The 13,325-nt window shown below is 54.8% G+C and carries 6 protein-coding genes and 1 riboswitch; of the genes, 4 read left to right on the top strand and 2 right to left on the bottom strand.

Annotated elements, in window-relative coordinates:
* Window positions 1-73 precede the first annotated feature (73 nt).
* Entirely contained in the window at window positions 74-4,627 is a 4,554-nt protein-coding gene (locus tag WKR14_RS17340; protein ID WP_339087042.1) for a biotin carboxylase N-terminal domain-containing protein, read from the top strand.
* A 396-nt stretch (window positions 4,628-5,023) separates the two neighbouring features.
* On the opposite strand, the gene WKR14_RS17335 is transcribed toward WKR14_RS17340, so the two are convergent.
* Both WKR14_RS17335 and metH read right to left on the bottom strand, forming a co-directional pair.
* Entirely contained in the window at window positions 5,024-5,566 is a 543-nt protein-coding gene (locus WKR14_RS17335; protein ID WP_224866062.1) for an outer membrane beta-barrel protein, read from the bottom strand.
* A 678-nt stretch (window positions 5,567-6,244) separates the two neighbouring features.
* Window positions 6,245-9,964, bottom strand: a complete 3,720-nt coding sequence (metH, locus tag WKR14_RS17330; RefSeq protein ID WP_339087041.1) for a methionine synthase — start codon at window positions 9,962-9,964, stop codon at window positions 6,245-6,247.
* 241 nt (window positions 9,965-10,205) lie between these two features.
* On the opposite strand from metH, the gene WKR14_RS17325 reads away from it, so the two are divergent.
* From WKR14_RS17325 to WKR14_RS17315, 3 genes are all read left to right on the top strand, one after another.
* A complete protein-coding gene (locus tag WKR14_RS17325; protein ID WP_287591532.1) occupies window positions 10,206-11,009 on the top strand; it encodes a histidine phosphatase family protein in 804 nt (267 codons plus the stop codon).
* A gap of 68 nt (window positions 11,010-11,077) precedes the next feature.
* A riboswitch (cobalamin riboswitch) is annotated at window positions 11,078-11,215 on the top strand.
* A gap of 98 nt (window positions 11,216-11,313) precedes the next feature.
* A complete protein-coding gene (locus WKR14_RS17320) occupies window positions 11,314-12,255 on the top strand; it encodes an ABC transporter ATP-binding protein (protein WP_287591535.1) in 942 nt (313 codons plus the stop codon).
* A complete protein-coding gene (locus WKR14_RS17315) occupies window positions 12,252-13,322 on the top strand; it encodes a FecCD family ABC transporter permease (protein ID WP_101052779.1) in 1,071 nt (356 codons plus the stop codon). The genes WKR14_RS17320 and WKR14_RS17315 overlap by 4 nt, the downstream gene beginning before the upstream one ends.
* Window positions 13,323-13,325 lie beyond the last annotated feature (3 nt).

Below are 13,325 nucleotides of genomic sequence, written 5' to 3'. Positions count from 1 at the left end.
ATGGCATTTGACGGGATAACAAAGGTATATTTACTGGCTAAAAAATTTCAGAGGCTTAGCAGAGGATCGATAGATGACCAGCAAGAAGCAGCCCGCAAACACGACTCAAGCCCAGACTCCGGATCCCCTGTTTTTGCAGGCGGAGCATTTGGCTAAGGATTTTTCGCTGTTCCCAGAGCACAGCAAACAGAGCCTTTCAGAAGAGATAAAGGGTCTGTTGGATGACGATGCCATCCAGAGTAACTTAAAGTCATTGGCGCAGTTGGATGTGGATGGCTATGTTGCCAAAGTTATCCAGCCTACCCAGGACAAGAACCGCCCAGGTGCCAAGCGAATCATTGCTGATCTGAAAGGCAAGATGATCGCCGAGAGCCACAACGGCCCATTCTACAGCGCCGAAATCGAGCTGAACTTTGGTGGGCGTAATCGCCGAATCGGTTTTATTGCCCAGGAGCGCACCACGGCCAACGGTGCCTGGATGCCAGAGCACCACCTGCAGGCCTGTGAGGCGATTCGTCATTTTGCCGAATTGTCCATGCCCATAGTTTACCTGATTGATACCCCAGGAGCCGATGCTGGTGAGGTGGCCAATAGCCATAACCAGGCGCATTCTATTTCCAAGGCGATTGCTGAAAGTGCCAACGTCGATGTACCGACTTTGGGGATAGTGATTGGCGCCGGTTATTCGGGCGGGGCTATTCCACTGGCGGCGGCCAATATACTGTTGTCGCTGCGCGATGGTATTTTCAACACCATTCAGCCTCAGGGCCTGCAGAGCATTGCCCGCAAGTACAACCTTTCATGGCAGGAGTGTGCCAAGTCTGTTGGCGTGTCCCCAGAAGAGCTCTACACCTCAGGTTGTATCGACGGCATTGTGGATTTCTCTCCTTATGATCGCGACGAGCGTCAGCACAATCTGCGCCGCGCCATCATCAGCGCCATCGAAGCCATTGAACGCGCCGCAGTGCAGTTTGTAAAAGAATCCGATGACCTGCGCGAACACTATGATCGCAGCCTCAAGCGTTTCCTCGAGCCTTCCAAAAGCCTCAAGGCGTTGGAATCCAACTCGGAAATGTCGGTTGCCATCAGCCCGACCATGCACCTTAACCTGTTCGGCAGCGCCTACCGTTATCTGCGTTATTTGACTCTGCGTAGCCGTATTCACTCCATCTCCATGGATCAGTATGGTCGCCTGTCCAAGGTGAGTGTGCCGGAAGGGGATCTGTTGGCCAGGATCCATAAGGAGCAGGAGAAGGTGTTCCAGGCTTGGCTGTCCAGCCCGGACAAGCTGGTTTACGACGAAGAACTCAACAAGCTGTGGAGTAACTTCATCTCCAAGCGTGATGACGTTTCCACCGAGCGCAACATGCTGACCCGTCTGATCCTGGGTGAGCCGAAAGAGAACTACAAGAAGGCCCGTAAGGCGCTGCTGTTCAACATTGGTTGGTCTTTGTATCACCGTTGGAAGAGTAATGCGGCCAACAACTTCAAGGGGCTTATCCACTATCTGGAAACTCTGCCGGCAGAAGTGACTCAGGCGCCTTGGCCTGAACTGAACCAACTGACAGTACTGGATGTCGTGGTCAATGAAGAGCTGCGTGAAGACTTTATTTGGCAGTGCTACAACATCCTGATCTTTAACGCGCTGTACGACAATGTCGTGGGTAACCTGGCCTCTATCGCCAAGGAAGCCATGATGGCCAAGAGCCTGTCGCGTCAGTCTGTTGATGGCTTGCTGCACAAGTCTATCGACCGGGCGATTTCCACTCAGGATACCGCCAACGACAAGAGCAAGTTCTACAAGTGGCTGAAGTATTTCATGTCACAGTCCAACCGCGCCGAACTGCTGACCAAGACAGAGCAGTGGAAGAGTGTAGGTTTCCCACAGCTGAACGATTCGTTGTTCGTTATCCTGACTTACTTCTTTGAACGTCTGCTGCCGGAATACTTCGACAGCGAAGAGGATAAGGGCAAGTACACAGGTGCCATCAACCCGGTGCGTATCGGTCGTCGTAAGGACTTCTGGAACCGTTTGACCATGGGTTACCAGGATCTGCTGATCCAGAAGGTGCTGCGTGACGAGAAGAAAGCCGGCAATATGACCTGGGAAAATATCATCGCCAAGTTCTTCAAGAACTTCGATGAGATCAATGGCGACAAGATGTCGGCCAACCTGCTTAATTTCCCTGGCTTCCGTCTCTCTATTGAAGATGCTCTCGACAAGGGCATTCGCCCCTGTGGTTTGATCACGGGTCTGGCGGACTTTGAACATGGCGGCAAGGCGCTGCGTGTCGGGGTTGCCGTATCCAACACCGCCTTCCAGGCCGGTGCCTTCGATATGGCCAGTGCCGAGAAGTTCTCTGCGCTGCTTATTGAGTGTGCCAAGCGCAGGCTGCCGGTGATCTGCTTTATCAGCTCCGGCGGTATGCAGACCAAAGAAGGGGCTGCTGCGCTGTTCTCCATGGCCGTGGTAAACGACCGTATTACCCGTTTCGTGCGTGACAACGAACTGCCTGTGCTGATGTTCGGTTTCGGTGACTGTACCGGTGGAGCCCAGGCATCCTTCGTGACTCACCCTCTGGTGCAGACTTATTATCTGTCCGGTACCAATATGCCGTTTGCCGGTCAGATGGTGGTACCTGCTTACCTGCCATCCACTTCGACTCTGTCCAACTACCTGTCCAAGGTGCCCGGAGCGATGAATGGCCTGGTCAACAACCCATTCAGCACTCAGCTCGATGAACAGCTCAAGAGCATAGATCCTCTGATGCCTATGCCTAACGCCGAGATAAGTGATGTGCTGACCAATGCGCTGTCGACTCTGGTGGTTGAAGTAGAAGAGGTCAGCGAAGAGATAGTTCAGGACGATCCTCGTGCCCTGATGAAGCCTATCGACAAGGTGCTGGTACACGCCCGAGGCTGTACAGCGGTGAAACTGATCCGCAAGGCGCACGACAATGGCATCAATGTGGTACTGGTGGCGTCCGATCCTGATATGACGTCGGTTCCTGCCGACATGCTCAAGGAAAACGACAAGCTGGTTTGTCTCGGTGGTAACACTTCCGACGAGTCCTACCTGAACGCTTACTCAGTGCTGAAAGTGGCCGAGTATGAGCAGGTAGACGCGTTGCACCCCGGGATTGGCTTCCTGTCGGAAAGCCCACAATTCGCCGCCTTGTGTGTGAACAACGGCGTGAACTTTGTTGGCCCAAGTGTGCATTCGATGACAACCATGGGTAACAAGTCCAACGCCATCAAGACCTCTCAGGCACAGAATGTGCCCGTGGTACCTGGCTCTCACGGTATTTTGACCAACGCCGAGCAAGCGGTTAACGTGGCCAACGAAATCGGCTACCCAGTACTGCTCAAAGCGGTACAAGGTGGTGGCGGTAAGGGTATCCAAGTGGTTAAGCGCCCCGAGGATATGATTGGCCTGTTCCAGAAAACCTCCACCGAAGCGGCTGCCGCCTTTGGTAATGGTGACCTGTACCTGGAAAAATATGTGACTTCACTGCGTCACATCGAAGTCCAGTTGCTGCGTGACAAGTTCGGCAACACCAAGGTACTGGGTCTGCGTGACTGCTCGGTGCAGCGTAACAACCAGAAGGTGATTGAAGAGTCCGGTTCCACCATGCTGCCTGAAGAACTCAAGCAGAAGGTGATGGAATACACCCGTGCTCTGGGTGATGCCACCGACTATATGGGCGCAGGTACCGTTGAGTTCATCTATAACCTGGATGCCAACGAAGTCTACTTTATGGAGATGAATACCCGTCTGCAGGTAGAGCACCCGGTAACCGAAGCGACTTCCGGTATTGATATCGTCAGCGCGCAATTCGATGTGGCAGCCGGTCGCTCCATTGAAGATCTGCAACCGCAGGAAATCGGCTATGCGATGGAAGTGCGGGTGACAGCCGAGAAGGCAGCTCTGGACAGCCAGGGCATACTGCAGCTGGTGCCAAACCCGGGTCTTATCACTGAGTGCGTGATGCCAGAGCGCGATGATGTGGAAATCATCTCTATCGCGGCCGATGGCAAAGAAGTATCGCCATACTACGACAGCCTGATTGCCCAGATCATCATCCGCGGTGACAGCCGGGACGATGTGATTGCCAAGATGTATGACTATCTGGATCAGGTGGTCATCAAGGGTATCGCCACCAACATCCCGCTGCTGAAGCGGATCCTGGCCGACGAGACCTTCCGTGAAGGCGTGTATGACACCAACTATCTGCCGCGTCTGATGGCTGAGCTGGATATCCCAGCCCTGATCGCCGAAATGGAAGCTGCCGCCGAAACTCAAGGTGTGGATACTGAATCGCTGCGTGTGGGTGAGTCCAACGAGCTCAAGGTGTTGGCTCAGGGCGCGGGTATCTTCTATACCTCTCCGGCACCGGGCGAAGCCGACTTCGTCAAGGAAGGCGACATAGTGACTGTCGATCAGACGTTGGCACTGACCGAAGCGATGAAGATGTTCTCTCAGGTGACACTGGCAGGCTTCAACCGCAAGGGTGCCGAGTTGTATCCAGAGGATAAGAAATATCGCATTGAGCGGATCCTCAACAGCAATGGCCAACAGGTCTCCCAAGGCGATCTGCTGTTTGTAGTTTCCCCTGTGGAAGACTGAGGTTACTGATAGTCAGCTCAGGTAAAGCGTGAATTATTAGCCTGAGCGTTTGCAGTTTTATTTATAGAGTTAAAAATCCGGTGGCTAACAGTCATCGGATTTTTTTATTTAATTTTCAGCGATATACATAATCGCATCCGGCCTTGTTGAAAGCTTGTTTCCATCCGCTTGCTTTCCATCAATCTATTTGCTGCTGGTTTAAGCTCCTATCTGTGGGGCATAGGCATTAAGTAACAACCAATGTGATAAAAATCAACATGATAAAAAAAATGCCAGTCGCCCTAAAGCTGACTGGCACTTGCCAAATGGTCAATAATTGATGAATGAAGAAGAATGAGTTTAAAATTCCCGGGTACTTAAACTATCAGTACCCTTTGAAAACCATGTCAATACAGTTTAGAACTTGTAATCCAAGGTCAAATACACTTGCTGGCTGTCATTAATTTCGATGCCGTTCTTTTCATAGTCCTGGGCCAGGTAACGATAGCCAAGGTCTGAGGAGAAATGTTCACTCCATTTGTACTGGACACCGACTTGACCACCCCAGACGAAATCAGTTGAAGATTTGCCGGCAATCTTGTTGTCATTGGCGCCCATACTGACACCGGCGAACAGATTGACATCTTTATGTACCGGTAACAGGTAATCATAGGATACCAGCCAGCTGTACTGCTCCTGTTTGTAGTTGTTGGCGGCAACGCTGAACTTATCTTCCATGTAACCAAAAGTACCGGTAATACGGTGTTGCTGTTCAATCAGCATACCTATACGTGCCTGATAGCTCATATCTTCGGTGTCTTTATTGACTACGCCCTCAATTTCATCAGCCTGGTAGCCCAGGCCTGCCCCGGCGAAGTACTCTATTTCGACTGCTTGTGCACTGCTACATACCAATGCTGCTCCTGCAGCCATCATCATTATTTTGTTCAGTTTCATCATAGACTCCTAAGACTGCTAAGTCGTTTTATCAGAATGTTTATCGGGTTGATGAGTCATACTTTAAGGTAAGTTAAGCGCTTGCAGAAGCCTGCAACTGTGTGTCTCTTTGTCTCAAAAAATAGAACAATAAGAGCCTTGTCACAGAGATAGCTTCAGATCTTGTGTGATAACTATGAGGGGAGGGGAAGATGCAGGAATTACCGTTATAAAAGCCTATATCTGATTGATTATGCTATATATTTAAAAATGGTTAAGTTGGAATTATTAGGCAAGTTGTGAACAAGTCCTATATGTGCACCGCGTCAGTTTACCGGCTTGGATGTAAGGCATTACTAGCCGTTGATGGCCCAAGCATATCTCTATAATTTTATTATTTAACAGTTGGTTAGGTTTTGTTTGGCTGGTTGGGGAGTGCATGTTTTTATCCTTCCTGAACCTAAGCTGACTCATTGCTAATAATCCTTCGGGATATCCAACACCGCTGATATAGATGCTGATGTTTTCGCGGCCTTTACACCAGTCATCAGGACGAAAGCCCAGAGGGCTGTGATTGGAGACAATAACGGGTTTTGGGGAGCGCTTGTTTTAAAGCGGAACAATGGTCAGCAATCAGGGGCTCTGATGGGAAAAGATGAGAGCCCCTGAACGGCTCAGTTGTTCGCTTAAGAGCCTGTCAGATCACTCAGGATCATAATCCAACACAGGGGCCAGCCACTTCTCGGCTTCGGCCACAGTCATCCCTTTGCGGCGGGCGTAGTCTTCCACCTGATCTCGGCCTATGTTGCTTACCCCAAAATAGCGTGATTGCGGGTGCGCAAAGTACCAGCCGCTGACCGCTGCCGTGGGGTACATGGCAAAGCTCTCGGTAATCTTGAGGTCGATACACTCATCTGGCTTAAGAAGCTGCCAAAGCAGACCTTTTTCCGTGTGGTCCGGGCAGGCAGGGTAGCCAGGAGCCGGGCGTATGCCCTTGTACTTTTCACGAATAAGCGCCTCGTTATCCAGGTTTTCTTCGCTGGCATAACCCCAGAACTCCTTACGCACCCGCTCGTGCATCCGCTCGGCGAAGGCTTCGGCCAGGCGGTCGGCCAGACACTTGAGCATGATGGCGCTGTAGTCATCGTGGGCCGCCTCGAAACGGGCAATATGGGCATCGATGCCATGGCCGGCGGTGACCGCAAATCCCCCCATATAGTCGGCCACGCCGCTCTCTTTGGGAGCAACAAAGTCAGAGAGACAGAAGTTGTGGTTGCCCACCCGCTCCAGCTGCATCCGTAGATGATGGGTGGTCAGCAACACTTGGCTGCGAGAGTCATCTGTGTAGATCTCGATATCATCGAAGTTGACGCTGTTGGCGGGAAAGAGGCCGATAACCCCCTTGGCGGTGAGCCACTTCTCTTGGATGATTTGCTTCAGCATCGCCTTGCCGTCGGCATAGACTTTACGGGCCTCAGTACCGACGACTTCGTCATCCAGTATTTGCGGGAAATGACCGTGTAATTCCCAGGCGCGGAAAAACGGCGTCCAGTCGATGCGATCGAGCAAGTCCTCCAGCGGATAGTCGTCAAACACCTGGATCCCCGGGGTGTTGGGCTTCACTGCTTGGTAGTTGGCCCAGTCGTGGCTGCAGCGGTTATCCCGTGCTACCTGCAAGGGCACTATCTGCTTGCGCTTGGTCTGCGACAGACGCTTTTGGCGCATCATTTCATATTCGCGATAGGTTTCGTCTATGGTGGCCTGGCGGGTTTCATTGTTGATGAGCTTGCTGACCATGGGCACGGCGCGCGATGCATCGGCGATATAGATGGCGCCATGGGGATAATGAGGCGCTATCTTCACTGCGGTATGGATCTTGGAGCAGGTGGCACCACCGATAATCGCCGGCAGGGTCAGACCTTCGCGCTCGAAGGTTTTAACGTTGTGCACCATCTCATCCAGGCTCGGGGTAATGAGCCCGGACATGCCTATGATGTCGACCTTCTCGGCCTTGGCGACTTCGATGATCTTCTCCACCGGCACCATGACACCGAGATCTATCACTTCATAGCCGTTACAGGCCAGCACCACCCCGACTATGTTCTTGCCTATGTCGTGAACATCGCCCTTGACCGTAACCATCAGCACTTTACCGTTGCTCTGGCCTTCGACTTTTTCGGCTTCGATATAGGGGTTGAGATAGGCGACCGCCTTTTTCATCACCCGGGCGGACTTGACCACCTGCGGCAGAAACATCTTACCGGCGCCAAAGAGATCGCCCACCACGTTCATGCCGTCCATCAGCGGGCCTTCAATCACATCCAGCGGCCGCCTGGCCTGCAGGCGCGCTTCTTCGGTGTCGGCGTCTATGTATTCGGTGATCCCTTTCACCAGCGCGTGTTCCAGGCGTTTGTTGACCGGCAACTTGCGCCATTCGAGATCTTCTTTCTTGCCTGCGCCGCCCGGGCCACCGCGATACTTCTCGGCGACCTCGAGCAGTTGCTCTGTGTTACTGGAGTCGGCAACCGGGCACGGCAGGTTGAGCACCACGGCCTCTACCTTCTGCTTCAGCTCAGGGTCGATATCATCATAGATGGCCAACTGACCGGCGTTGACTATGCCCATATCCATACCCGCCTTGATGGCGTGATAGAGGAATACGGCATGAATGGCTTCCCGCACCGGGTTGTTGCCGCGGAAGGAGAAAGAAACGTTGGACACCCCGCCGGAAATCATCGCATGGGGCAGGTTGGCCTTGATATCTTCAATGGCGCCGATAAAGTCCACCGCATAGTTATCGTGCTCCTCTATGCCGGTGGCGATGGCGAAGATATTGGGGTCGAAGATAATATCTTCCGGCGGGAAGCCCACCTTATCCACCAGCACCCGGTAGGCGCGGGTACAGATTTCGGTTTTGCGCTCCCGGGTGTCGGCCTGGCCTTGTTCATCAAAGGCCATGATGATGGCGGCGGCGCCGTAGCGCTTCACCAGTTTGGCCTGTTCAATAAACTTGGCCTCGCCCTCTTTGAGGGAGATGGAGTTGACTATTCCCTTGCCCTGAATGCACTTGAGCCCGGCCTCAATCACCTCCCACTTGGAGGAGTCGATCATCACAGGCACCTTGCTGATATCCGGCTCGGAGGCGATAAGGTTGAGGAATTTCTGCATCATCTCGACCCCGTCGAGCATGCCCTCATCCATGTTGATATCTATGATCTGGGCGCCGTTTTCTACCTGGTCACGGGCCACCTCCAGCGCGGTTTCGTACTGGCCTTCTTTGATTAACTTGAGAAACCGGGCCGAGCCGGTGACATTGGTGCGCTCGCCCACATTCACAAACAGGCTGCTTGCATCTATGGTCAGGGGTTCCAGTCCGGAGAGGCGACATGCCACCGGCAGTTCAGGCAGCGGCCTTGGTGCATGGAGGCTAACGGCTTCAGAAATCGCCTTGATATGCGCAGGCGTGGTGCCGCAGCAGCCGCCGACAATATTGAGCAGTCCCTCTTCGGCCCAGGGGCCTATCACGCTTGCCATCTCCGCCGGAGTCTCGTCATAGCCGCCGAATTCATTGGGCAGACCGGCATTGGGATGCGCCGAGACAAAGCACTCGCTGATACGGGAAAGCTCCTCGACATAGGGCCGCAGTTCTTTCGGGCCCAGGGCGCAGTTGAGGCCTATGCTCAGCGGCTTGATATGTCTGAGAGAATGGTAAAAGGCCTCTGTGGTTTGCCCTGTCAGGGTGCGGCCCGAGGCATCGGTAATGGTGCCGGAAATCATCACCGGCAATCTTTGGTCCAGTTTCTCGAACACATTTTCGATGGCAAACAGCGCCGCCTTGGCATTGAGAGTATCGAAGATGGTTTCCACCAGAATGATGTCGGCGCCACCGGCGATCAGCGCCTCGGTGGATTCGCTGTAGGCCAACACAAGATCGTCGAAATGTATGTTGCGAAAGCCGGGGTCATTCACATCCGGGCTGATGGAGCAAGTGCGGTTGGTGGGGCCGAGCACCCCGGCCACATAGCGGGGAATACCGCTGGTGGCGGCCACTTCATCGGCCACTTCTCGGGCGATTCTGGCGCCTTGGTAATTGATCTCCGCCGCCAGGCTCTGCATCTCGTAGTCGGCCATGGCAATGGTGGTGGCGTTGAAGGTGTTGGTTTCTATGATGTCGGCACCGGCCAGCAGGTATTCCCTGTGAATGGTCTTGATGATCTCGCTCTGGGTCAGTACCAGCAGATCATTGTTGCCTTTGACATCGCAATGCCAATCTTTGAAGCGCTCGCCGCGGTAATCGGCTTCTTCCAGCTTGTAGTCCTGGATCATGGTGCCCATCGCGCCATCTAAAATCAGGATCCGCTCTTTGAGGGTCTGTTTGAGCTTGAGCTCTGTCTGGCTTTGGGAGTGCTGTGAAGTCGCCATAGGGTTACCTTTCATACCTGTCTTATTGCTGTTTTACATTCGCGGCGCTTGGCATCCGCGACATCATCTCTGCCGACCTGACGCCCGGGGCACTATCTGGCATGATAGCCAAAGGCGTGTGTGGGCGCGGAAAGTTATTTTGGACATTTATACGTATAGACGTCCATAATATACGGATTCCGGCGGCCTGCGGCAAGGTTAAATTGGTCCGGTAACCACCGGACTCTGATGGGAGAAGTGTGTGGCTGAACATAGGCAACTGAATATCTATCTGCTGCGGCACGGCGAATGTGAAGGCGGTGAGATTATCCGCGGCCGCAGTGATGTGGCCCTGAGCGATGAGGGCAAAGCGCAGATGTGGCGCAGCTGGCGGGCTATCAGTAGTGAGCTGGAGCAGTTGCCGAGTGCGCCCCAAAGCTTGGCGCTGCTGAGTTCTCCGGCCCAGCGTTGCCAGGCTTTTGCCGCCGAGCTCAAGGCCGATATGCCTGATTATTTCCCGCCACCGCTGCAGCAGCATGACTGGCTCTGGGAGCTGGACTTCGGTGACTGGGACGGCATGAAGGTGGCGAGTGTCTATCAGCAGCATAGCGAGGCGGCCAAAGCCTTTTGGCGTGACCCCGTGGCCAATACTCCGCCGGGCGGGGAATCGCTGCCAGCCTTTCGTAGCCGGGTGTTGGATGGCTGGCAGACTATGGTGCAGCGCTGGCTTGCTAGAGAGGCTAATTCTTCCGAAGGCTCTGGTTCAAAAGGCTCTGGTTTGCAAGACTCTGGTTCAAAAGGCTCTGGTTCAAAAGGCTCTGTTTCAGGAGATTCTGGTTCTTCAGCAAGCGCCGATGCGGCGCTGATCCTGACTCACAGCGGGGTTATCCGGCTGCTGTTGGCCGAGATTTTGCTGCCGGGGCAGATGCCGCCTGCGGCAGTGTTCAACGCCTTGGAGCTACCTTATGCGGCCTGGGTCAGAATAACCCTCTATGCCAGCCGTGATGCCAGCGGTGAAAGTGACCAGGAATGGCGGTGTTTCAGCAAGCTCCACTGGCCGCAATAGTGCTGCGCTATTGCGCCAGGCAATTGTGCCGGGCGATAAAACCGGGATAATAACCCCAAATAGCCGCCAAGTGCGGCAGCAGCCAGGGTGTTGGCGCCTTTGCAGGTGAACCAACCCAGGGAACCGGGAAAGCCCGGACTGTGCCCGCAACTGTGAGTCGCCATTGGCGACGAGTCAGGAGACCTGCCCAGGCTGATAAACCAAACCAGAAACCCGGGCGGGTAAACCGGGGGAGCTAATAGATGATTCTTCCACTGCAGCCTGAGCCTTCTGCCGGTCACAGGCTCAATGTCGGGAGGCGGTTATGAGCCTGGCACTCAAGGTGCAACAGCTTAGCTGGCTTCCCGGTGGTCACAGCGTATTGGCCGATGTGGGTTTTGAGCTGCCAATTGGCAAGATGCTCGGGCTCATAGGCCCCAATGGTGCCGGGAAGTCGAGCCTGCTGCGCTGCCTCTATCGTTATATCCGCCCGGATAGCGGCCAGATCCAGCTGTTTGGTCAGGATATCAATAGTTTGTCAGCCAAAGCCTTCGCCAAAGAGGTGGCCGTGGTGCTGCAGGATACCCCGGCCCAACTGGCACTGGATCTGACTCAATTAGTGGCCATGGGACTGACTCCCCACAAGGGGTTGTTTGATATGCCCTCGGCGGCCGACAATGCCCAGGTGCAGGCGGCATTGGCGCAGGTCGGGTTGCAGCACAAGGCCGCAGAGCCTTTCGCGCAGCTTTCCGGCGGTGAGAAGCAAAGGGCCCTGATTGCCCGCGCCATAGTGCAGCGCCCCAAGCTTTTGATCCTGGACGAGCCCACCAATCATCTGGATATCCGCTATCAGATCCAGATCCTCGAGCTGGTGCGCAGCCTGGGGGTCACGGTGATCGCCTCGATTCACGATCTCAATCTGGCCTCGGCCCTGTGTGACGAACTCTTGCTGCTGGATAACGGCCGCCGTATTGCCCATGGCTCGCCCCAGAGCGTATTGACCGAAGACAGAATTGCCGGTGTCTTCGGTGTTTGCTGTCAGGTGGGGACGCATCCGCAGTTGGGACGGCCGCTGATCCACTACTTTTACGGCTATCAGTCGCCAGAGCCTGGTCACGGCAAGGCTGTAAGCTCGGCGGCGCTCGCCAGTGGTAAGGTTCACGGCGCTGCGATAGTCGAGCCAATGGCAGGGCCTGCCTCGGCCGAAACCTGTGTTGCCCACAAGGAAACTGATCGGCGCCCAGGCTCGGTGGGAGGTGGCGCATGAATACTTCCGTGGCCGCACCGGGGCGCTCGCTTATCGGCTGGTTTCTCAGGCCCTTGCCCAGACTTTACTGGTGCTGGCTGCTGTTGCTGCTCGGCACTGTGTTGACACCCTTGGCCGCAGCCGGTTTTGGCGCCGCCGATATCAGCCTCTTCGATGTGGCAAGAGTGATTGGTAAACACCTGCTGGGCGTGGGTGAGCCGTCCGCCATCAGCGAGCGTATCGTCTGGGATCTGCGCCTGCCGCGTATCTTGCTGGCCTTTATCGCCGGTAGCGGTCTGGCATTGTCGGGTTATGTATTGCAGGCGGTGACCCGCAACCCGCTGGCTGATCCTTACCTGTTCGGTATCAGCTCGGGCGCCAGCTTCGGCGCCGTGGTCTCGGTCGCCTTAGCGACCGGCCTTGGGCTGAGTTCGGCCATCTCCGGGGTATCGCTGCCGCTGGGAGCCTTTATCGGTGCCAGTTTGGCTGTGCTCATGGTACTGCTGCTCGCGGGCAGGAATATCGGCAACCAGATAGAGAGAATGTTACTCTCCGGGGTCGCCATCTCCTTTATGTTCAGCGCCCTCACCAGCTTGATCTTGTATTTTTCCACCCCGCAGGCCACCACCTCCTTGCTGTTTTGGAGTCTGGGCAGTTTTGCCCGTGCCAGCTGGGATGGGCTTGCATTGCCCACTCTGGTGGTGCTGGCGGCCTTGCTGGTGATCCTGGCCTTCAAGCGCCAGGTGCTGGCGATGCTTGCCGGTGATGAAACCGCCCACACTCTGGGGATCAGGGTGCAAAGGCTCAGGGTTTCCATGCTGCTGTTATGCTCGCTTATTACCGCCACTTTGGTGGCCCACTGCGGCGGGATAGGTTTTGTAGGGCTGATGGTGCCTCATATTGTCAGGTTGTTGCTGCCGGGGCAGCACCCCATGGTGCTGACGGCACTGGCGGGCGGCCTGTTTATGGTTTGGGTCGATGTGCTGGCTCGCAGCATACTGCCCACCCAAGAGCTGCCGGTGGGGGTGATCACCTCGGCCATCGGTAGTCTGTTTTTCCTGATGGTGCTGCGTAAACGCGGCCAATAACGA

The organism is Shewanella chilikensis (assembly GCF_037953065.1).
Taxonomy (GTDB): Bacteria; Pseudomonadota; Gammaproteobacteria; order Enterobacterales; family Shewanellaceae; genus Shewanella; species Shewanella chilikensis.
This window is presented reverse-complemented; position numbering and strand designations above follow the sequence as displayed.